We start from the raw sequence: 18,352 nt of genomic DNA, 5'->3' as shown, positions 1-18,352 counted from the left end.
GATGATGACCGATCCCATTGCGGATATGCTGGCCCGTATTCGCAACGCGCTCATGGCCAGACACAAGACGGTGGAGATTCCGGCCTCCCGTATGAAGCGGGAGATTGCGCGCATCCTCAAGGAAGAGGGCTATATCGAGGACTATGAGTGGGTGGCCGAAGGGCCCCAGGGCAAGATCGTCATCACCTTAAAGTATGACGAGGGCCGCCGGCCGGTGATTTCCGGGCTCAAGCGGGTAAGCAAGCCCGGCCGGAGGGTCTATGCCGGAGCGAAGAAGCTTCCCCGGGTCCTGGGTGGGCTCGGGATTGCTATCATTTCTACTTCACAGGGGATCATGACCGACCACGAGGCCCGGCGTCGGGGCGTGGGCGGAGAGATCCTCTGTGAAGTCTGGTAAGGGGTGAGAGGCCATGGCAACGGAGTCCCGCATCGGCAGAAGACCGGTGCCCCTGCCCAAGGGGGTAAAGGTGGAGATAAAGGATGGACGGATCGTGGTGGAGGGTCCCAAGGGGCGCCTGGAAAAGCCCCTTCCGCCCATGGTGGACGTAGTTATTGAGGGCGAGGCCGTGAGGGTCAAGCCCCAGGAGGTGCGCAAGAAGCTCCAGCGCAAGGCCAAGGCCTTTCAGGGGCTGGCGCGGTCCCTGATCAACAACATGGTCCTGGGGGTGAGCCAGGGATTTACCCGGTCGCTGGACATTGTGGGGCTGGGTTATCGGGCGGAGCTTAAAGGGGAGGCCATCGAGTTTCACCTGGGCTACTCTCATCCCATTCTTTTTAGACTCCCCGAGGGCATAAAGGCCAAGGTGGAAAAGGGCTCTGGAGACGTTCAGGCCCGGGTAATCCTGGAAGGGATCGACAAGGAGCTCCTGGGGGAGACCGCGGCCCGCATTCGCCGTTTGCGTCCGCCCGAGCCTTACAAGGGCAAGGGTATTCGCTATACGGGTGAGCAGATCATTCGCAAGGCGGGCAAGGCCGGAAAGGCCGGCAAGAAATAAAACGCGTCGGGGGGAATAGGACCTCCCCGAAGGAGGAAAGGACATGTTGCGGAGGGAAAGGCTCAAGAAGTTGGAAAGGCGCCTGCGGCGCAAGAGGCGGGTGCGCAAAAAGGTCTTCGGCACCCCGGAGCGTCCGCGGCTTTCCGTTTACCGGAGTGTGAAGCACATCTACGCCCAGATTATTGACGATACTCGGGGACATACCCTGGTGGCGGCCTCTTCCCTTTCTCCGGAGATTCGGGCGCGCTGGGAGGAGCTCAAAAAGGAAGGGGGCAAGACGGCGGTGGCGCGGGCGGTAGGAGAGCTTCTGGGTAAGCGGGCGGTGGAGGCCGGGATCAAGAAGGTGGTTTTTGACCGCGGCGGTTTCAAATATCACGGTCGGGTGAAGGCCCTGGCCGAAGGGGCCCGGGCCGCGGGCCTAGAATTTTAATTAGGAGGCGCATAGGTGGCCACGGCGAAGCCAGGCGAGGAACTTATCGAAAAGATTATTTTCATCAATCGGGTGGCCAAGGTCCACAAGGGGGGGCGGCGTTTCCGGTTCTCGGCCATTGTGGTGGTGGGCGACGGCCAGGGCCGGGTGGGCTACGGCCTGGGCAAGGCCCCGGAGGTGCCGGAGGCCATCCGCAAGGCCCTGGACAAGGCCCGCCGCAACATGATCCAGGTTCCGGTGATCAACGGGACCATCCCCCACGAGATCACGGTGGATTTCGGGGCGGCCAAGGTGCTCCTTAAGCCGGGTCGTCCGGGAACCGGAGTGATCGCCGGCTCCACCATCCGGGCCATTATGGATGCCGCGGGCATCCGGGACGTGGTGACCAAGTGTATCGGAAGCACCAATCCCCACAACGTAGTCAAGGCCACCTTCAAGGCCCTGGAGAGCCTCCAGAGCCCGGAATATGTGGCTAAAAAGCGGGGATTTAGTCTGGAAGAACTGATGGAGAGGATGGGCCATGGGCAGAAAGCTTAAGATCACTCTGGTAAGAAGCAAATACGGCTGGTCCAAGAAGCAGCGGGCTACCATCGCGGGACTGGGCCTGCGCAAGATCGGGCACACAGTGGTGCGCCCGGACAATCCTTGCATCCGAGGGATGGTGGAGAAGGTCAAACACCTGGTAAGGGTGGAGGAAATCGATGAGTGAGGGGCTGATTACCCTTTCCAATCTCAAGCCTTTTGCGGGCTCCAAGCACAGGGAAAAGCGTGTAGGTCGAGGGCCGGGCTCCGGCCACGGTAAGACCTCCTGTCGGGGACAGAAGGGGCAGCGGTCCCGCAGCGGAGGCGGGGTGCCGCCCTGGTTCGAGGGCGGGCAGATGCCCCTCATTCGGCGGCTTCCCAAGCGGGGATTTAAGAACCCCTTCCGTGTAGAGTACGCGGTGGTCAATGTGCGGGATCTCGCCCGGCGGTTTTCCGCGGGGGCGGTCATAGATGTGGAGGCCCTGCGCCAGGCCGGTCTGGTCAAGGGCCGTGCGGTGCGGGTGAAACTTCTCGGTGACGGGGAGATCGACTTTGCGGTGACCGTGCGGGTGCACGCCGCCTCGAAAAGTGCTCGGGAGAAGATCGAACGGGCCGGGGGCTCGGTGGAGATCGTCGAGGCCTAAGGGATGCTGCGCGCCTCAGGGGTAGAGAGCCTGGCCAATATTCCGGAGCTTAGGCGCCGGATTTTCTTTTTGCTAGCGGCGCTGGCCATCTACCGGATCGCGGTCCACATTCCCACCCCGGGGATCAATGCCGAGGCCCTGGTGGCCCTTTTCAACCGGGCCGGGGGGACCATTTTCGGTTTTATTGACATGTTCTCCGGAGGGGCCCTGCGGCGCCTTTCGGTCTGTGCCCTGGGGGTGATGCCCTACATTAGTGCCTCCATTATCCTGGAGCTCCTTACCGTGGTCTATCCCTCGCTCAAGGAGTTACGGAAGGAGGGCCCGGAAGGGCGGCGCAAGATGGCTTACTACACCCGTTATCTCACGGTGGCCATCTGCCTTATCCAGGGTTTCGGGATTGCGGTGGGCCTGGAGAGGATGACCGCGCCCAACGGCGATCCCGTGGTCATGTTTCCGGGGTGGGGCTTTCGCTTCCTTACCATGCTCACCCTGACCACCGGGTCCATGTTTCTGGTATGGCTGGGAGAGCAAATTACGGAGCACGGGATCGGAAACGGGATTTCTATTCTCATCTTTGCGGGAATCGTGGCCCGACTCCCCTCGGCCCTCATCAACACCTTCCGCTTTGTAAAGACCGGGGAGCTTTCCGGGGCGGTGCTTCTTTTTATTCTGGTTCTGGTGGTGGCGGTCTTCGCCTTTACCTGTTTCATGGAGATGGCCCAGCGGCGCATCCCGGTGCATTACGCCCGGCGTATGGTGGGCCGCCAGATGGTGGGCGGCCAGAGCACCTATCTGCCCATCAAGGTGAACACCGCCGGGGTGATTCCACCCATCTTCGCCTCTTCGGTCCTCATGTTCCCGGCCACCATTTCCACCTTTGTGCCCTTGGCCTTCTTCCAGACCCTTTCCACCTATCTGCGTCCGGGGCACTGGCTTTACGAGATCCTTTATGTGATTTTGATCATTTTTTTCTGCTACTTCTATACGGCCATTATCTTCGATCCCAAGGATGTGGCGGAGAACCTCAAAAAATGGGGGGGTTTTATCCCGGGGATTCGGCCGGGCCGGGCCACGGAGGAGTTTCTGGACCGGGTCCTCAACCGAGTGACCCTGATCGGAGCCCTTTATGTGGCGGCCATTTGTGTGCTGCCCACGCTGCTCATTGTAAAATTCAACGTGCCCTTTTATTTCGGGGGTACAGCCCTTTTGATCGTAGTTGGGGTGGCCATGGACACCATGGCCCAACTGGAGGCCCATCTCCTTACCAGGCGTTACGACAGTCTGGTGCGGGAGGGGCGTCTTAGGCGTCGGCGTTAATTTCCAAAAGGAGGGGGTGTCATGAACATCGTCTTTTTAGGACCGCCAGGGGCAGGCAAGGGGACGCAGGCCAAGCGCATTACCGAAAGGTACGGCATTCCCCAGATTTCTACGGGGGACATGTTTCGGGAGCACCTTTCCAAGGGCACGGAGCTGGGCAAGAAGGCCAAAGAGTATATGGAAAAGGGGCAACTGGTGCCAGACGAGATTGTGCTCTCCATGGTGGAGGAGCGCCTCAAGCAGCCCGATTGTGAGAAGGGTTTTATTCTCGACGGTTTTCCGCGGACGGTGCCCCAGGCCGAGGCCCTAGACGAGATGCTTGCCCGTTGGGGAAAGAAGATCGATTATGCCATCGCCATCGAGGTCCCGGACGAGGAGTTGGTCAAGCGGCTTACCGGACGGCGCACTTGCAAAAACTGCGGCATGATGTATCATGTGATTTTCAAGCCCCCCAAGGTGGAGGGCAAGTGCGACGCCTGTGGAGGCGAGCTTTATCAGCGCCCGGACGACAACGAGGAGACGGTACGCAACCGCCTCAAGGTATATCATGAGTCTACAGCTCCCCTGCTGGACTACTATGAGAAGAAGGGCGTCCTTCATCGGGTGGACGGCCTGGGGAGCATAGACGAGATTTTTGAGCGGATCGTAAAGATCCTGGGGTAGTTGATTTTAGTGCGTAGAGTAGGCCGTTCGACTTCGCCGAAAATAAAAATCAAGGCCCCCTGGGAGATAGAGCTTCTCAGGCGGGCCAATGCTATTGTTATGGAGGTACTTTTGCGTTTGGCCGAGGAGGCTAAGCCCGGGGTCTCCACCTGGGACCTGGAGGTGCTGGCCGAAAGCCTCTGCCGGCGACGCGGGGGCCGGCCGGCCTTCAAGGGCTATAGGGGGTACCCCTACGCCCTCTGTATCTCGGTGAATGAGGAGATCATTCACGGGATGCCTCGGGAGGACAAGGTCCTCCAGGAAGGGGACCTGGTGAGTTTTGATTTCGGGGTGGAATACGAAGGTTACATCGGAGATGCGGCGTTGACCGTAGGGGTGGGGCAGGTCTCGGAGCTTGCCGAAAGACTGATGAAGGTCACGGAGGAAGCCCTTTATCGGGGGATTGAAAAGGCCCGGGTGGGAAACCGGGTGGGGGACATCTCCGCGGCCATTCAGCAACACGTAGAGGCCCACGGCTTTTCTGTGGTGCGGGACTTTGTGGGGCACGGGGTGGGGCGGAGTTTACACGAGCCCCCGGAGGTGCCCAATTTCGGGCGTCCGGGCAAGGGGCCGCGCCTTCAGGCAGGGATGGTGTTGGCCATAGAGCCCATGGTGGTTTCCGGGAGTCCCCGGGTGAAGGTCCTAGAGGACGGCTGGACGGCGGTAGCGGAAGATGGAGGACTGGCGGCCCACTTTGAACACTCGGTAGCCATTACGGCGCGGGGGCCAGAGATTCTTTCGAGGCTGTAGCGAGGAGGTCTTATGCCCAAGGAGGATCATATCGAGGTCGAGGGCACGGTGGTAGAGGCCCTGCCCAACGCCATGTTTCGGGTGGAACTGGAGACCGGGCACAAGGTGTTGGCCCATGTTTCGGGTAAGATGCGCATGCACTATATCCGCATTCTTCCCGGGGATAAGGTGGTGGTGGAGCTTTCGCCTTACGATCTCACCCGGGGCAGAATTGTCTATCGGGGATCTAAAAAAGATCGAGGAGGCCGGTCATGAAGGTTTCGGCTTCGGTGAAGCGTCGTTGTCGGAAGTGTCGCATTATTCGGCGCAAGGGTGTAGTGCGGGTGATCTGTGAAAATCCCCGCCACAAACAGCGTCAGGGTTAGGAGGTGAGAAGGTGGCGCGCGTAGCCGGTGTAGAGATTCCGGATCACAAACCCATCGAGATCGCCCTGACTTATATTTACGGGATCGGGCGGACCTCGGCCCAAAAGATCCTGGTCAAGGCCGGGGTGGACTGGTTCAAGAAGACGCGGGATCTTACGGAGGAGGAGCTTACCCGCATCCGACAGATCATCGAGAAGGAGTACAAGGTAGAGGGTGATCTGCGGCGCGAGGTGGCCCAGAACATTCGGCGGCTCATGGATATCGGATGTTACCGGGGGCTGCGCCACAAGATGGGGCTTCCCGTACGGGGGCAGCGCACCCGTTCCAATGCCCGCACCCGTAAGGGTCCTCGTCCGTCCTCGTTGCGGGGGCGCAAGAAAAAGTAAGGGGTGAGGCAAGATGGCGCGCAAGGCTCGTAGAAAGAAAAAGGTTAAAAAGAACGTTCCTGAGGGCATTGCCCACATTCACGCTACTTTTAATAACACCATCGTGACCATTACCGATCGGCAGGGCAATACCATTGCCTGGGCCAGCGGGGGGACGGTGGGTTTTAAGGGTACCCGTAAGGGCACTCCCTATGCCGCCCAGCTTGCGGCTCAGGACGCGGCCAAGAAGGCCATGGACCAGGGGATGAAGAAGGTCTGGGTCTATATCAAGGGACCTGGTCCGGGGCGGGAGGCCGCCCTGCGGGCCCTTCAGGCCTCGGGCCTCAAGATCACCTTTATTCGGGATGTGACCCCCATTCCCCACGACGGTTGCCGCCCACCCAAGCGGCGCCGGGTATAAAAACCTTTCGGGAGGGATAAGCCTTGGCCAGATATACCGGACCCAGATGTCGTTTGTGTCGCCGGGAAGGGATGAAGCTCTTCCTCAAGGGGGAGCGCTGTTATACGGACAAGTGTGCCTTTGAGCGTCGGAGCTATCCTCCGGGCCAGCACGGTCAGGCCCAGCTTCGGGTGAAGCTTTCGGACTACGGTATCCGTCTGCGCGAGAAGCAGAAGGTCAAACGGATCTATGGGGTCTCCGAGAAGCAGTTCCGGCGCTATTTTGAAAGGGCCACCCGCATGAAGGGACAGGCCGGACACAACCTCCTCCAGCTCCTCGAGCGTCGTCTGGACAATGTGGTCTATCGGTTAGGTTTTGCGGCCTCCCGTTCGCAGGCCCGGCAGATGGTGGCCCACGGATGGTTCAAGGTCAACGGGCGCACGGTGGACATTCCCTCCTATCTCGTGGATCCGGGGGAGGTCATTGAACTTAAGGAGAAGTACCGGAACAATCCTCAGATTCAGGAAAACCTTGAGGCCGTGGTGCGGCGGGGAGTTCCGCAGTGGCTGGAACTGGATGCGGAAAACTTCCGCGGGACGGTCAAGGCCCTGCCCACGCGGGAGGATATTACCATGCCTATCCAGGAGAGCCTCATCGTGGAGTTCTACTCCCGTTAAACCTATTTCCAAAAGCGGGGTGGAGAAAATGGAAATGCTTAGACCGCGGGTTGGTAATGTAAATCTCATTCGGCCGGAAGGCATCCGGACCCACAAGGATTCCCGACCGCCCTACTACGGCAAGTTTGTGATCGAACCTTTCGAGCGAGGCTTCGGGGTGACCATTGGCAATGCCCTGCGGCGAATTTTACTCTCCTCCATCCCAGGGGCGGCCATTACCGCGGTGAGGATTGAGGGGGCCCCGCATGAATTTACCAGTCTTCCCGGGGTCCTGGAGGACGTGACGGACATTATCCTCAATCTCAAAGGGGTGCGGTTTCGCCTTCAGGGAGACGGTCCCTATATTTTTCGTCTGGAAAGACGGGGCGAAGGCGAGGTCAAGGCCGGGGATATCGACACCCAGGGGCAGGCGAAGGTGGCCAATCCCGAACATCATATCGCCACCCTCACCAAAGACGGGCAGCTGGTGATGGAACTTCAGGTGGAAAGAGGTCGAGGGTATGTGCCGGCAGAGTTTTCTAAGGAAGCACACCAGATCGGGGTCATTCCTGTAGACGCGGTCTTCTCTCCCATTACCCGGGTCAATTTCTCCGTGACCCAGACCCGGGTGGGCAAAAGCAGCGAATTCGATCGTCTGGTGCTCGAGATCTGGACCGATGGGACCATCGATCCCGAAGAGGCTATGCTCTATGCCGCGGGGATCCTCCGGGACCAGCTGGTAGTCTTTGGAAGCGAACCTCTAGCGCTTGAGGCCTCGGAGGAGGAAAAGAAAGGGGGGGATCTCGCCGGGGTCCTCAACAAGAGTCTTGAGGAGTTGGACATATCCTCCCGGACCCTCAATTGCCTTCTCAGCGCCGGTCTTAAGTATGTGGGAGATCTGGTGGTGCGGAGCGAGCCGGAGATGCTCCGACTCAAGAACTTCGGCAAGAAGTCCTTGGAGGAGGTACGGGCCCGGCTTCGGGAGTTGGGCCTCGATTTCGGCATGAGCGTAGAGTGGCAGCCTCCGCAATCTTAGAGGTCAAAGGAGTAGAGCCATGAGACACCGGAAAAGGAGCCGTCGGCTGGTCACCAAGTGGGAGCATAGGGTTTCTCTCATGCGCAATCAAGTTACAGATCTTCTGCGCCACGGGCGCATCACCACCACCCTGGCCAAGGCCAAGGAGCTGCGTCGGGTGGCGGACCGGATGATCACCCTGGCCAAGCGGGGGGACTTGGCCTCTCGGCGCCGGGCCCTGGCCTTTATCCGGGACAAGGCTGTGGTGCGCAAACTCTTTACCGAATTGCGGGAGAAGTATATGGATCGGCCCGGGGGCTACACCCGGATCGTGAAGATCGGTCCTCGGCGGGGGGATGCGGCCATGATGGCCATCGTGGAGCTGGTGGAAGAAAAGCTCCAGCACAAGCGCTCCCGCAGGAAGATCGAGGCGGAAAGAAAGGCCGAAAAAGAGATAGAAAGGGCCCTGGGCCGTGGGAAGGAGGCCGAGGAGGTTTCGACCTCCGGAGAAGGAGAGGCCTCCGGGGTTGCGGAAGGTCCGGAGAGCCCTCCGGCCCAGGAGGCTTCAGGGGAGGTTGAGGCTCAGGAGGTCTCTTCTGCAGGGGGCCCTGAAGCCGCGGAGGAAAAAGAGCCCCCTTCGGAGAGTCCACCCGAAGAAAAATCCTCTTAAGGATTGCCTTTTTTGTTTAAAGGTGGGTTCTTACTGGCGGAGGGGGAGGGATTCGAACCCCCGGTGCGGGCTTTTACCCGCACAGCCGATTTCGAGTCGGCCCCCTTCGACCACTCGGGCACCCCTCCTAGCCCTGAATTATAAAGTCCTTTTTTTAACTGACAAGACGGGGTTAGTCTTTTCTTCCTCCGGCCCGCGGGCCGCTCGGAGAGGAGGCCTTGCGGTTTAGGCGATAGGCCCAGGCCAGAATGACCGCCACGGCCTCGTAAAGCTCCGGAGGAATTTCGGCCTCGATCTCCAGGTGATAGAGTTTTTCCAAGAGTTCGGTATCCCTCCGGATGGGAATCCCGTGCTCCCGGGCCACCTCCAGGATAAGCTCGGCCAGATAGCCCCGTCCCTTGGCCACCACCCGGGGGGCCCGGTCCTCCTCCGGCTCGTATTTCAGGGCCACCGCCCGCTTTTCTTCCTCTGGCATCTCGGTCGAGTCTTTTTATCTTTTATGTTAGACTTTTTCGGCAATCTGGGCTATCTAGTAAAATAACCAAAAGGAGGGAGGTGCAGGATGAAAATTACGCTTTCGGTAATCAAGGCCGACATCGGGGGTTATGTGGGACATTCCTCCACGCATCCCGAAGTAGTGGCCAAGGTAAGAGAGGTGGCGGAGGCGGGAAAGGAAAAGGGGACCATTCTGGACGTCTCCGTCATTACCTGTGGGGACGATATCGCTATGGTTATGACCCACACCCACGGGGTGGACGCCGAGCCGGTGCACAAGCTGGCCTGGGAGGCCTTCCTGGCCGGGACAGAGGTAGCCCGCAAGCTCAAGCTTTATGGCGCCGGGCAGGATCTCCTCTCGGACGCCTTTTCCGGGAACGTTAAGGGTATGGGCCCCGGGGTGGCGGAGATGGAATTTGAGGAGCGCAAGAGCGAGCCGGTAATCGTCTTCTTTGCCGACAAGACCGCCCCCAGTGCTTGGAATCTACCCCTTTACGAGATGTTCGCCGACCCCATGAATACCGCGGGTCTGGTTATCGATCCCTCCATGCACGATGGTTTTACCTTCGAGGTCATGGATGTCTATTCCGGAAAGGCCATCCGCCTTAAGACTCCGGCCGAACTTTACGATCTTCTGGTCTTCATCGGGGCCACCAGCCGTTACGTGGTAAGGGCGGTTTACCGGAATTCTGACGGAGAGATCGCTGCGACGGCCTCCACCCAGAAACTTTCCCTTATGGCCGGCCGTTATGTGGGCAAAGACGATCCGGTCCTTATCGTCCGGGCCCAGAGCGGATTCCCTGCGGTGGGAGAAATCCTCGAGCCCTTCGGTCGGCCCTGGTTGGTGGAGGGCTGGATGCGGGGCTCCCACACCGGACCTCTTATGCCGGTCTCCTTTGCCCAGGCCAAGCCCACCCGCTTTGACGGGCCACCACGGGTTATCGCCGCCGGGTATCAGATCTGTGAAGGGCGCCTTATCGGACCTAACGATCTTTTTGATGATCCGGCCTTTGATGTGGCCCGGGAACGGGCGGCGCATCTGGCCAACTTCCTGCGCCGTCAGGGGATCTTTGAGCCGCACCGACTGCCCCCGGAGGAGATGGAGTACACCACCCTGCCCAAGGTGCTCGAAAAACTCAAGGACCGCTTTAGGGATATCGGAGAACCCAAGGCCAAGGCCCCGGGCTCCGGAGAGGGCGAGATCCACGAATAATGACCGATTGTTCGGGCCCGGGCCTTTAAGGCCTGGGCCCCGGTGTGGTCTTGGGGAAAGGAGGCGTCCTTGCCCAGGGTTTTCCGGATCTATAACACCCTTACCCGGAGGAAGGAGGACTTCGAGCCCCTCAATCCTCCCCGGGTGACCATGTATGTGTGTGGAATTACGGCCTACGATGAGGCCCATCTGGGACACGCTCGGGCAGCGGTGATCTTTGACGTGCTCTATCGCTTCCTGCAGTACCTGGGCTATCAGGTGACCTACGTGCGTAACTACACGGATATCGACGACAAAATCATCAACCGGGCCTTCAGGGAGGGGCGTCCCTGGTATGAGATCGCCGAACAATATATCCGGGAGTATCAGGAGGAGACCGCGGCCCTAGGGGTGCGGCCTCCCACTTACGAGCCCCGGGCCACGGAGCACATCCCGGAAATGATTGCCCTGGTAAAAAAGCTCCTTGCGCGAGGGGTGGCCTATGTGGTCGACGGAGAGGTCTACTTTGCGGTGGAGAAATTTCCGGGCTACGGAAAGCTTTCCGGACGCAGGTTAGAAGACATGCTGGCCGGGGCCCGGGTGGAGGTCTCGGAGAAGAAACGCAACCCCCTGGACTTTGCCCTCTGGAAGGCGGCCAAGCCCGGGGAACCCTTCTGGGAGAGTCCCTGGGGGCCGGGGCGGCCGGGCTGGCACCTGGAATGTTCGGCCATGAGCCTCAAGTACTGCGGAGAGACCCTGGACCTTCACGGAGGAGGGCTGGACCTCATCTTTCCCCATCACGAAAATGAGATCGCCCAGAGCGAGGCCGCTACCGGAAAACCCTTCGTGCGCTACTTCGTGCACAACGGCCTCATCACCGTAAACGGGGAAAAGATGGCCAAGAGCCTGGGCAACTATGTGAGTCTGAAAAGCCTGCTTTCCCGCTATCATCCGGAGGTCATCCGCCTCTTTCTCCTTACCAAACACTATCGGAGCCCTTTGGACTACACCGAACAGGCCCTGAGCGAGGCCGAAAAGGCCCTTTACGGGCTTTACGGAAGCCTTTACTTCCTGAAGAAGGCCGAGCCGGTGGAAGAGGGGGGGCTGCGTAAGGCGGCTCGGAGGCTCGCCGAGGCCCTTTCCCGCTTTCGGGAAGAATTTGTAGCGGCCCTGGCCGACGACCTCAACACTGCCGAGGCCATCGGGGCGCTTTTTAGACTTCTTTCCGAGGTCAACCGCTTTCTGCCCGGGGCCCGCAGGGCCACCGGGGAAGAGGTCCGGCTGGCCGAGGAGGTGCTGGCCACGGTCAGGGATCTTTCCGGAGAAATCCTGGGCCTGGGCGGAAGTGAGCCGGAAGACTTTGTGGAGAAGGAAAGAAGACGTAAACTAGAACTCAAAGGCCTGGATCCCCGGGAGGTGGAGGAGCGTCTTTCGGCCCGAGAGGAGGCCCGGCGAGCCAAGGATTTTGCCCGGGCAGATGCCCTGCGGGAGGAACTTTTGGCCCTAGGGGTAGAGGTGCGGGATACCCCCTGGGGGCCCTTTTGGATGGTCCTATGAAGCTTCCCTGGTTTGATCTGGTGGCTCTGGCGGTGATGGCCTGGTTTGTGGTGCGCACGGCCTGGATCGGCTTCTTTCGGGGTCTTTCCTCCCTGGTAGGCCTTCTTTTGGCCTTTTTTACCGCCGGGGACCTGGAGCCTCATGTGAGAAACATCCTGGCCCCCTGGTTCCGGGGTTATGCCTGGTTTGAGCCGGTATCCTGGTTGATTTCCTTCATTTTGATCTTCCTTGCGGTTTTCATCCTGGCGGAGGTCTTTACCCGTATCTTTGAGGCCGCTCAGCTTTCGGCCCTGAATCGCCTCCTGGGGGCCCTTCTGGGCTTTGTCAAGGCCTGCGTCTTTCTTTCGGTCTTTTTGTTCTTCCTGGTAACCTTTTTCCCGGGCTCTCGGGACTGGGTCAACCGCTCCCGCGTGGCTCCCCTGATCTTTCGCACCACCCGGATGCTCATCGAATTCGTCCCTCCGGAGATCAAGCACCGCTTCAACTACCAGTGGCGGCGCTATTTCGGGGCCCCTTCCCGGGAGACCTGAGATGGGAAAGGAGGGGGAACTTTTTGAAAGCCTGCTTCAGATTGTGGCCCGCCTGCGGGGTCCCGAGGGCTGTCCCTGGGATCGCCAGCAGACCCCGGAGAGCCTGCGGAAATATCTGGTGGAAGAGGCCTATGAGGCTTACGAGGCCGTAGGGGAAGGGCGACCGGAGGAGGTGCGCGAGGAGCTGGGAGATCTTCTCTTCCTTATCTTGATGGTGGCCTACATCTATCAGGAAAAGGGTCTCTTTCGGGTGGCGGAGATGTTGGAGCTCTGTGCGGAAAAGATGATTCGCCGGCACCCTCATGTCTTTGGGGAAGAGCGGGCCCGGGATGCGGAGGAGGTGCTGGCGCGCTGGCAGGCGGTAAAGGCCCGGGAGGCCCGGGAGAAGGCCGAGGAGCACAGCGTGCTCGGCAACCTTCCCCGAAGCCTTCCGGCCCTCCAGAGGGCCTATCGCCTGGGAGAGCGGGCTTCCCGGGTGGGTTTCGACTGGGCTTCGGCCGAGGAGGTCCTCCCCAAACTGGAGGAGGAGCGGCGGGAGTTGGAGGAGGCCCTGCGGGAGGGCCACCGGGAGCGGATAGCCGAAGAGATCGGGGACCTCCTCTTTACCGTGGCCAACCTGGCTCGCAAGCTGGGAGTGAATCCGGAAGAAGCCCTTAAAAAGACCCTTATCAAGTTCGAGAGTCGCTTTCGGACCATGGAAAGGAGCTTCCGGGAGCAAGGCCGGGAATTGGCCGAGGTCCCTCTTTCGGAAATGGACGCCCTCTGGGAGGAATTGAAAAAAAGATGACCCCGGTGGTGGAAGCGGAGAAGGTCAGCTTCGCCTATGACGGAGAGCCGGTGCTCGAGGAGGTCACCCTTAAGCTCTTTCTTGGGGACTTCTGTGCCCTGATCGGGCCCAACGGTTCGGGAAAGTCCACCCTTCTCAAGATCCTGGTGGGGCTCCTTCGGCCTCAGGAGGGGCGGGTGCGCCTTTTCGGAAAGGATCTGGAAGAATTCCGGGAATGGCACCGGGTGGGCTATGTGCCCCAGAAGGTCACCGCCCTGGTGGACCGGGTGCTTCCCCTTACGGTGGCGGAGGCCGTGGCCCTGGGGCTGGTAGCCCGCAGGGGACTTTCCGCGAAGGAACGCCGGTTGCGGGTCGCCCGGGCCCTGGAAAGGGTAGGGCTTTCGGGGATGGAGGGCCGTCTTCTTCGGGAACTTTCCGGGGGACAGCAGCAGCGGGTCTTTCTGGCTCGGGCCCTGGTGGGAGAGCCGGAGCTTCTCCTCCTGGACGAGCCCACCACCGGGGTGGATTTCGCCTCTCAGGAGAGGTTTTACGAGCTTTTGGGAAATCTCAACCGTGAGGGAATAACCATCCTCATCGTAACCCACGACATCGGAGTGGTGGACCGGCACGTCAAGCAGGTGGCCTGTCTCAACCGGCGCCTGGTCTTCCACGGGGATCACCTGGAGTTTTGCCGGCATCCGGAGGTCTGCGGTTTCACCGGGGCCGGACACCACCTGGTGGGGCATCGCCATTGACCTGGTTGGCCGAGTACGCCTTTTTGTGGCCCGCCCTCTTAGGGGGGCTGGCCCTGGCCGTGGCCGGGGCCCTGGTGGGGCTTTTCCTCATTATCCGGCGCGACAGCCTTCTTCCTCACGCCTTAACCCACGTGGCCTTTGTGGGGGTGGCCCTGGGTTTTCTTACAGCCCGCTGGCCCCTCCTCTGGGCCCTGGGGGTTACGGTCCTGGCGGCCTTTGTGGTGCTCGAGATCCGGGAGCGGGCCGGCATCTACGAGGATACCGCGGTGGGGATCCTGGCCGGTCTGGGGATGGCCCTGGCCCTGGTGCTGGCCTCCTTGGCCGGAAGTTACGATGTGCGCCTCCTGAGCTACCTTTTCGGGAATATTCTGGCCCTTTCGACCTCCGAGGCCCTGCTGGCCGGGGGTCTGGCCCTTCTGGTGGTGGGGGTGGTGGCCTTCCGGGGGGAGGCCTTTTTTTTCGTGGCCTTCGACGAGGAGTCTGCAGCCACCTGTGGTCTTCCGGTAAGGGCCCTCAAATTCTGGCTTGCGGCCCTGGTGGCGGCCCTGGTAGTTCTGGGCATGCGCATGGTGGGGCTCCTTCTGGTCTCGGCCCTCATGGTTATTCCCGGGGCCGCCGCCCTGGAGGTCGCCCGGGGTCTGCGCCAGTGCTACCTCCTTTCGGCCCTTTTCGGGGCCCTTTCGGTGTTGGGAGGGCTGGCGGCGGCCGTGCTTTTCAACCTCCCTCCTTCCGGGGCCATCGTCCTCTTTTCCGGAGGACTTTTCCTTTTGAGTTTCGGCGCCCGAAGATTAAAATAGTCCGCCATGGAACTGGTGGACACCCACGCCCACCTAAACCTCCGGGAAAGTTATCGGGACCTTCCCGAGGTGGTGCAGAGGGCCCGAAAGACCGGCCTTTCGGCCATCGTGGTGGTGGGAATCGACCTCAAGACCTCCCGGGAGGCCCTTTCCCTGGCCGAGACCTATCCGGGGTTTATCTATCCCACCGCCGGGGTACATCCCCACGAGGTGCGCAAACTCACCGAGGAGGCTTATCGGGAACTGGAGGCCCTGGCCTCCCGGGCCGTGGCCCTGGGGGAGATCGGGCTAGACTACGCCAAGGAGTATTCGCCCCGCAAGCTTCAACAAGAACACTTCGAAAGACAGCTGGCCCTGGCCAAGAGCCTGGGACTTCCGGTAGTCCTCCATGTGCGTGAGGCCTATGCGGAGGCCCTGGAGATCCTCCGGAAATACCTTCCCCTCCCGGCGGTCTTTCACTGCTTTGCCGGAGGGATCCCCGAGGCTTGCAAGGCCCTCGACCTCGGGGCCTATATCTCCGTGACCGGGATAGTGACCTTTCCTAAGGCGGAAAATATTCGGGAGGTGGTGCGCTTCGTGCCCCTGGAACGCCTGCTTCTCGAGACCGACTGTCCCTTTCTTGCCCCGGTCCCTTATCGGGGAAAGCGCAACGAGCCGGCCTATGTCCGTTATGTCTGTGAAAAGGTGGCGGAGGTGAAGGGAATTCCGGTGGAGGAGTGCGCATGGCAGACCACGGAAAACGCCCGGCGCTTTTTCGGAATCGGGTCCCGCTAGTCCTGGCCTCTAAAAGCCCTCGGAGAAGGGAGCTTCTTTCCTCGGTGGGGCTTTCCTTTGAAGTCTTCCCGGCGGAAGTGGACGAAAGTCTTCCCCCGGGGGTTTCTCCGGAGGAGGCAGTAAAGGGGCTTGCCCGGCGTAAGGCGCAAGCGGTGGCCCAAAGGGCGGGGTCGGAGGCCGCGGTCCTGGCCGCAGACACCCTGGTGGTCCAGGCGGGACGTTTCCTGGGAAAGCCCCGGGATCTGGCCGAGGCCCGCAGGATGCTCAAGTCCCTTTCCGGCGCCTGGCACGAGGTCTTTACCGGGGTGGCCCTGGCCTTTCGGCAAAAGGAGAAGGTCTTTTTCACCTGCACCCGGGTGCGCTTCCGGGACCTGCTTCCGGAGGAGATCGAAGCCTATCTGGCCACCGGAGAGCCTCTGGGCAAGGCCGGAGCCTACGCCATTCAAGGATTGGCGGCGGCCTTTGTGGTCGAGGTGCAGGGCTCGGTCACCGGGGTGGTGGGGCTTCCCCTGGCCGAAACCCTGAAGCTCCTCCTGGAGGAGGCCTTAATAGAGCCCACCCCTTGTGAAGGATTTAAAGACGGGGCATAAAAATATCTAAAACCGGTCTCGGAGGTGGAGATGGAATATAAACTTCCCGAACTGGATAGCGGGCTCTACGAGGAGGCTACCCGAAGGCTCGACAACAAGACCAAACCCCGGGGGAGCCTGGGTTATCTTGAGGAGATCGCCCGGCGCTTCGTGACCATCACCGGGAATCTGGAGCCGGAACTCCCTCTCAAAAAGAGGGTTTACGTCTTTGCCGGAGACCACGGGGTGGTGGAGGAAGGGGTGAGCACCTATCCCCAGGAGGTCACCCGGCAGATGATCTATAACTTTCTTTCCGGTGGGGCGGGGATCAATGTTATCGCCCGGGCCGCGGGGGCGGAGGTCTTTGTGGTGGATGTGGGGGTGGCCGGAGAGGTGGAGGCCCCGGGTCTTGTCCGGCGCAAGGTGGTCTCCGGGACCCGAAATCTGGCCCGGGAGCCGGCTATGACCCGGGAGGAGGCCGAGGCCGCCTTGAAGGTGGGAATGGAACTGGCTGAGGAGGCCGCCCGGGAAGGCGCGCAACTCCTCATTCCCGGAGATATGGGGATCGGGAACACCACCCCTTCTGCCTGTCTCATCTGTCATTTTCTGGGAGAGCCTCCGGAGCGCATCGTAGGCCGGGGCACCGGGGTGGACGAAGAAGGCCTGAAGCGAAAGATCGAGGTGGTGCGGCGGGCCCTAGAGCTTCACCAGCCTACGGATCCGCTTTCGGCTCTGGCGGCCTTCGGCGGGGCGGAGATCGGGGCCATTGCCGGGCTCTTTCTAGGTGGGGCCCGGAATCGTATCCCGGTGGTCATGGACGGCTTCATTTCCCTGGCTGGCTTTTTGGTGGCCCGGGCCCTGGCTCCAGGCCTGGAGAATTATATCTTCTGTGGACACGTCTCTGCGGAAAACGGGGCCCGGCCGGCCTTTCAAAAGCTGGGCCTAAGGCCCATCCTGGACCTGGATATGCGTCTTGGAGAAGGGACCGGGGCGGCGCTGGCCAGCCAGATCATTGAGACCGCCCTGCGTATCTACCGGGAGATGGCCACCTTCGAGTCTGCCGGGGTCTCCAAAGGGAGGGAATTTGCCTCTTAAAGAGGAATGGTCCGCCCTCTGGGGGGCCTTTTCCTTTTTTACGCGCCTTCCCCTGCGCCCCCTGGCTTTTTCTCCGGACCGCTTCGTGCTCTATCTCCCTCTGGTGGGAGCCTTTCTCGGCGGGGTCAATTTCCTTTTAGGAAAGACCCTCCTTTCCCCTTACGGACCGGAGGCCCTGGCCTTCGGTCTCCTCTTGGTTCAGTACTTCCTGGCCAACTATTTTCACTTCGACGGTTTGCTGGACACCCTGGACGCCCTGGCCGCCCAAGGGGACCGGAGGCGGCGCCTGGAGATCCTCAAAGGGCCGGAGATCGGGGCCCTAGGCTTCCTTTTCGGTTTTTTTCACCTCCTGGGGCAATTTCTGGCCCTGAAGGCCCTCCTGGTCCGCGGCCTGGGACCGGTCTTTTTTAAGCCCCTCTTGGGCCGATGGTTTATCCTCTGGGGTCTGATTTTCGGAAGACCCGCCAAAGAGGAGGGCCTGGGGGCCCTCTTTTTCGGCAAAAGGGCCCTCTTTCGGGCCGGCCTGGCCCTGGTTCCTTTGAGCCTTTTCCTCTTCTGGTTCTACCCCTGGGAGACCGTAGTCCTCTGGTTTTTGGCCTACGGAATAACCAAATTCCTGGAGCGGGTCTTCGGAGGGCTTACCGGGGATCACCTCGGGGCCCTCTGTGAACTGGGGGAGGCCCTTTTCCTGTTAAGCCTCCTGCGATAGATTGTTTGGTAATGATCTGGTATGAAGTAGGCAAATTTTTCTTACACGCAACCTTGGTAATTTTTTGGGTCTTTGGTCCTTCAGCCGCTTTTGATGGATCGTCCGCGGCCAGAATTGATCCTGGGTGGCGTGGTATGGTTGTGGCCTTTTGTCTTTCGCTTTATTGTTTTAAAAGAGGGGAGGGGAAAGATGGATGCCGTTGAGGCTTACTTTATAGCTCTTTCTAGTTTGGTGCTGCTTTTAATTATCGCTTGGCTTTGGCTCTCTCATCGTCCCGAAAGC

Annotated in this window: 27 protein-coding genes and 1 tRNA gene; 26 read left to right on the top strand and 2 right to left on the bottom strand. The window is 60.4% G+C overall.

Features of this window, described 5'->3' with window-relative positions:
* Nucleotide 1 precedes the first annotated feature (1 nt).
* From rpsH to rplQ, 16 genes are read left to right on the top strand one after another with little or no spacing between them, the layout of a single operon-like run.
* Nucleotides 2-397: a 30S ribosomal protein S8 gene (rpsH, locus tag FVE67_RS02475; protein ID WP_210534635.1), complete on the top strand. Its 396-nt coding sequence runs from the start codon at nucleotides 2-4 to the stop codon at nucleotides 395-397.
* A 13-nt stretch (nucleotides 398-410) separates the two neighbouring features.
* Nucleotides 411-995 (top strand): 50S ribosomal protein L6, encoded by a 585-nt coding sequence (gene rplF, locus FVE67_RS02470; protein ID WP_168719087.1) that lies wholly within the window; start codon nucleotides 411-413, stop codon nucleotides 993-995.
* Between the two features lie 43 nt (nucleotides 996-1,038).
* Nucleotides 1,039-1,425, top strand: coding sequence for a 50S ribosomal protein L18 (gene rplR, locus FVE67_RS02465; protein ID WP_168719086.1), 387 nt, complete (start codon nucleotides 1,039-1,041; stop codon nucleotides 1,423-1,425).
* Between the two features lie 15 nt (nucleotides 1,426-1,440).
* On the top strand, nucleotides 1,441-1,962 hold the full coding sequence (gene rpsE, locus FVE67_RS02460) for a 30S ribosomal protein S5 (protein ID WP_168719085.1): 522 nt from the start codon (nucleotides 1,441-1,443) through the stop codon (nucleotides 1,960-1,962).
* Nucleotides 1,946-2,134, top strand: coding sequence for a 50S ribosomal protein L30 (rpmD, locus tag FVE67_RS02455; RefSeq protein WP_168719084.1), 189 nt, complete (start codon nucleotides 1,946-1,948; stop codon nucleotides 2,132-2,134). The genes rpsE and rpmD overlap by 17 nt, the downstream gene beginning before the upstream one ends.
* Nucleotides 2,127-2,591, top strand: coding sequence for a 50S ribosomal protein L15 (gene rplO / locus FVE67_RS02450; RefSeq protein ID WP_210534634.1), 465 nt, complete (start codon nucleotides 2,127-2,129; stop codon nucleotides 2,589-2,591). Before rpmD ends, rplO begins: the two co-directional genes overlap by 8 nt.
* A gap of 3 nt (nucleotides 2,592-2,594) precedes the next feature.
* The gene (gene secY / locus FVE67_RS02445) at nucleotides 2,595-3,908 is read left to right on the top strand and encodes a preprotein translocase subunit SecY (protein ID WP_168719083.1); all 1,314 of its coding nucleotides are present in this window, start codon (nucleotides 2,595-2,597) and stop codon (nucleotides 3,906-3,908) included.
* Nucleotides 3,909-3,929: 21 nt separating this feature from the next.
* Nucleotides 3,930-4,571 carry an adenylate kinase gene (locus FVE67_RS02440; RefSeq protein ID WP_168719082.1) on the top strand — a complete coding sequence of 214 codons (642 nt, stop codon included), beginning with the start codon at nucleotides 3,930-3,932 and terminating at the stop codon, nucleotides 4,569-4,571.
* A 3-nt stretch (nucleotides 4,572-4,574) separates the two neighbouring features.
* Nucleotides 4,575-5,360, top strand: coding sequence for a type I methionyl aminopeptidase (gene map / locus FVE67_RS02435; RefSeq protein WP_425505380.1), 786 nt, complete (start codon nucleotides 4,575-4,577; stop codon nucleotides 5,358-5,360).
* Nucleotides 5,361-5,372: 12 nt separating this feature from the next.
* Nucleotides 5,373-5,615: a translation initiation factor IF-1 gene (infA, locus tag FVE67_RS02430; protein ID WP_168719080.1), complete on the top strand. Its 243-nt coding sequence runs from the start codon at nucleotides 5,373-5,375 to the stop codon at nucleotides 5,613-5,615.
* Complete coding sequence (gene rpmJ, locus FVE67_RS02425) at nucleotides 5,612-5,725, top strand: 50S ribosomal protein L36 (protein WP_168719079.1); 114 nt, start codon at nucleotides 5,612-5,614, stop codon at nucleotides 5,723-5,725. The genes infA and rpmJ overlap by 4 nt, the downstream gene beginning before the upstream one ends.
* Before the next feature lie 11 nt (nucleotides 5,726-5,736).
* The gene (rpsM, locus tag FVE67_RS02420; RefSeq protein WP_168719078.1) at nucleotides 5,737-6,111 is read left to right on the top strand and encodes a 30S ribosomal protein S13; all 375 of its coding nucleotides are present in this window, start codon (nucleotides 5,737-5,739) and stop codon (nucleotides 6,109-6,111) included.
* A gap of 13 nt (nucleotides 6,112-6,124) precedes the next feature.
* On the top strand, nucleotides 6,125-6,511 hold the full coding sequence (gene rpsK, locus FVE67_RS02415; RefSeq protein ID WP_168719077.1) for a 30S ribosomal protein S11: 387 nt from the start codon (nucleotides 6,125-6,127) through the stop codon (nucleotides 6,509-6,511).
* A gap of 23 nt (nucleotides 6,512-6,534) precedes the next feature.
* Nucleotides 6,535-7,167, top strand: coding sequence for a 30S ribosomal protein S4 (rpsD, locus tag FVE67_RS02410; RefSeq protein WP_168719076.1), 633 nt, complete (start codon nucleotides 6,535-6,537; stop codon nucleotides 7,165-7,167).
* A gap of 34 nt (nucleotides 7,168-7,201) precedes the next feature.
* A complete protein-coding gene (locus FVE67_RS02405; protein WP_246167913.1) occupies nucleotides 7,202-8,182 on the top strand; it encodes a DNA-directed RNA polymerase subunit alpha in 981 nt (326 codons plus the stop codon).
* Nucleotides 8,183-8,201: 19 nt separating this feature from the next.
* Nucleotides 8,202-8,831, top strand: a complete 630-nt coding sequence (gene rplQ, locus FVE67_RS09535; protein ID WP_168719074.1) for a 50S ribosomal protein L17 — start codon at nucleotides 8,202-8,204, stop codon at nucleotides 8,829-8,831.
* Nucleotides 8,832-8,865: 34 nt separating this feature from the next.
* On the opposite strand, the gene FVE67_RS02395 is transcribed toward rplQ, so the two are convergent.
* Nucleotides 8,866-8,959, bottom strand: a tRNA-Ser gene (locus tag FVE67_RS02395).
* A gap of 44 nt (nucleotides 8,960-9,003) precedes the next feature.
* Nucleotides 9,004-9,306, bottom strand: coding sequence for an EscU/YscU/HrcU family type III secretion system export apparatus switch protein (locus FVE67_RS02390; RefSeq protein WP_168719073.1), 303 nt, complete (start codon nucleotides 9,304-9,306; stop codon nucleotides 9,004-9,006).
* 87 nt (nucleotides 9,307-9,393) lie between these two features.
* On the opposite strand from FVE67_RS02390, the gene fbp reads away from it, so the two are divergent.
* From fbp to FVE67_RS02340, 10 genes are all read left to right on the top strand, one after another.
* Nucleotides 9,394-10,539 carry a fructose-1,6-bisphosphate aldolase/phosphatase gene (fbp, locus tag FVE67_RS02385; RefSeq protein ID WP_168719072.1) on the top strand — a complete coding sequence of 382 codons (1,146 nt, stop codon included), beginning with the start codon at nucleotides 9,394-9,396 and terminating at the stop codon, nucleotides 10,537-10,539.
* Nucleotides 10,540-10,608: 69 nt separating this feature from the next.
* A complete protein-coding gene (cysS, locus tag FVE67_RS02380; RefSeq protein WP_168719071.1) occupies nucleotides 10,609-12,075 on the top strand; it encodes a cysteine--tRNA ligase in 1,467 nt (488 codons plus the stop codon).
* Nucleotides 12,072-12,605: a CvpA family protein gene (locus FVE67_RS02375; RefSeq protein ID WP_168719070.1), complete on the top strand. Its 534-nt coding sequence runs from the start codon at nucleotides 12,072-12,074 to the stop codon at nucleotides 12,603-12,605. The genes cysS and FVE67_RS02375 overlap by 4 nt, the downstream gene beginning before the upstream one ends.
* A 1-nt stretch (nucleotide 12,606) precedes the next feature.
* The gene (mazG, locus tag FVE67_RS02370; protein WP_168719069.1) at nucleotides 12,607-13,392 is read left to right on the top strand and encodes a nucleoside triphosphate pyrophosphohydrolase; all 786 of its coding nucleotides are present in this window, start codon (nucleotides 12,607-12,609) and stop codon (nucleotides 13,390-13,392) included.
* Nucleotides 13,389-14,126: a metal ABC transporter ATP-binding protein gene (locus FVE67_RS02365; RefSeq protein ID WP_168719068.1), complete on the top strand. Its 738-nt coding sequence runs from the start codon at nucleotides 13,389-13,391 to the stop codon at nucleotides 14,124-14,126. Before mazG ends, FVE67_RS02365 begins: the two co-directional genes overlap by 4 nt.
* Before the next feature lie 23 nt (nucleotides 14,127-14,149).
* On the top strand, nucleotides 14,150-14,923 hold the full coding sequence (locus FVE67_RS02360) for a metal ABC transporter permease (RefSeq protein ID WP_168719067.1): 774 nt from the start codon (nucleotides 14,150-14,152) through the stop codon (nucleotides 14,921-14,923).
* Between the two features lie 6 nt (nucleotides 14,924-14,929).
* Entirely contained in the window at nucleotides 14,930-15,697 is a 768-nt protein-coding gene (locus tag FVE67_RS02355) for a TatD family hydrolase (protein ID WP_168719066.1), read from the top strand.
* The gene (locus tag FVE67_RS02350) at nucleotides 15,646-16,287 is read left to right on the top strand and encodes a Maf family protein (protein WP_168720313.1); all 642 of its coding nucleotides are present in this window, start codon (nucleotides 15,646-15,648) and stop codon (nucleotides 16,285-16,287) included. Before FVE67_RS02355 ends, FVE67_RS02350 begins: the two co-directional genes overlap by 52 nt.
* Before the next feature lie 30 nt (nucleotides 16,288-16,317).
* Nucleotides 16,318-17,361, top strand: a complete 1,044-nt coding sequence (cobT, locus tag FVE67_RS02345) for a nicotinate-nucleotide--dimethylbenzimidazole phosphoribosyltransferase (protein WP_168719065.1) — start codon at nucleotides 16,318-16,320, stop codon at nucleotides 17,359-17,361.
* Nucleotides 17,351-18,070, top strand: coding sequence for an adenosylcobinamide-GDP ribazoletransferase (locus FVE67_RS02340; protein ID WP_168719064.1), 720 nt, complete (start codon nucleotides 17,351-17,353; stop codon nucleotides 18,068-18,070). The genes cobT and FVE67_RS02340 overlap by 11 nt, the downstream gene beginning before the upstream one ends.
* The last annotated feature ends 282 nt before the right edge of the window (nucleotides 18,071-18,352 follow it).

The organism is Thermosulfurimonas marina (assembly GCF_012317585.1).
GTDB classification, from domain to species: Bacteria; Desulfobacterota; Thermodesulfobacteria; order Thermodesulfobacteriales; family Thermodesulfobacteriaceae; genus Thermosulfurimonas_A; species Thermosulfurimonas_A marina.
Note: the sequence above shows the minus strand (reverse complement) of the source record. Positions and strands in the feature narration are given on the sequence as shown.

What these genes read in the sequence shown, in the direction of transcription:
- FVE67_RS02390 (WP_168719073.1), bottom strand. Translation starts at nt 9,306, where the DNA reads ATGCCAGAGGAAGAAAAGCGGGCGGTGGCCCTGAAATACGAGCCGGAG.
- rplF (WP_168719087.1), top strand. Translation starts at nt 411, where the DNA reads ATGGCAACGGAGTCCCGCATCGGCAGAAGACCGGTGCCCCTGCCCAAG.
- FVE67_RS02440 (WP_168719082.1), top strand. Translation starts at nt 3,930, where the DNA reads ATGAACATCGTCTTTTTAGGACCGCCAGGGGCAGGCAAGGGGACGCAG.
- rpsH (WP_210534635.1), top strand. Translation starts at nt 2, where the DNA reads ATGATGACCGATCCCATTGCGGATATGCTGGCCCGTATTCGCAACGCG.
- FVE67_RS02405 (WP_246167913.1), top strand. Translation starts at nt 7,202, where the DNA reads ATGCTTAGACCGCGGGTTGGTAATGTAAATCTCATTCGGCCGGAAGGC.
- rplQ (WP_168719074.1), top strand. Translation starts at nt 8,202, where the DNA reads ATGAGACACCGGAAAAGGAGCCGTCGGCTGGTCACCAAGTGGGAGCAT.
- mazG (WP_168719069.1), top strand. Translation starts at nt 12,607, where the DNA reads ATGGGAAAGGAGGGGGAACTTTTTGAAAGCCTGCTTCAGATTGTGGCC.
- FVE67_RS02355 (WP_168719066.1), top strand. Translation starts at nt 14,930, where the DNA reads ATGGAACTGGTGGACACCCACGCCCACCTAAACCTCCGGGAAAGTTAT.
- secY (WP_168719083.1), top strand. Translation starts at nt 2,595, where the DNA reads ATGCTGCGCGCCTCAGGGGTAGAGAGCCTGGCCAATATTCCGGAGCTT.
- rpmD (WP_168719084.1), top strand. Translation starts at nt 1,946, where the DNA reads ATGGGCAGAAAGCTTAAGATCACTCTGGTAAGAAGCAAATACGGCTGG.
- FVE67_RS02350 (WP_168720313.1), top strand. Translation starts at nt 15,646, where the DNA reads ATGGCAGACCACGGAAAACGCCCGGCGCTTTTTCGGAATCGGGTCCCG.
- infA (WP_168719080.1), top strand. Translation starts at nt 5,373, where the DNA reads ATGCCCAAGGAGGATCATATCGAGGTCGAGGGCACGGTGGTAGAGGCC.
- rplO (WP_210534634.1), top strand. Translation starts at nt 2,127, where the DNA reads ATGAGTGAGGGGCTGATTACCCTTTCCAATCTCAAGCCTTTTGCGGGC.
- FVE67_RS02375 (WP_168719070.1), top strand. Translation starts at nt 12,072, where the DNA reads ATGAAGCTTCCCTGGTTTGATCTGGTGGCTCTGGCGGTGATGGCCTGG.
- rpsK (WP_168719077.1), top strand. Translation starts at nt 6,125, where the DNA reads ATGGCGCGCAAGGCTCGTAGAAAGAAAAAGGTTAAAAAGAACGTTCCT.
- rplR (WP_168719086.1), top strand. Translation starts at nt 1,039, where the DNA reads ATGTTGCGGAGGGAAAGGCTCAAGAAGTTGGAAAGGCGCCTGCGGCGC.
- rpmJ (WP_168719079.1), top strand. Translation starts at nt 5,612, where the DNA reads ATGAAGGTTTCGGCTTCGGTGAAGCGTCGTTGTCGGAAGTGTCGCATT.
- cobT (WP_168719065.1), top strand. Translation starts at nt 16,318, where the DNA reads ATGGAATATAAACTTCCCGAACTGGATAGCGGGCTCTACGAGGAGGCT.
- FVE67_RS02365 (WP_168719068.1), top strand. Translation starts at nt 13,389, where the DNA reads ATGACCCCGGTGGTGGAAGCGGAGAAGGTCAGCTTCGCCTATGACGGA.
- fbp (WP_168719072.1), top strand. Translation starts at nt 9,394, where the DNA reads ATGAAAATTACGCTTTCGGTAATCAAGGCCGACATCGGGGGTTATGTG.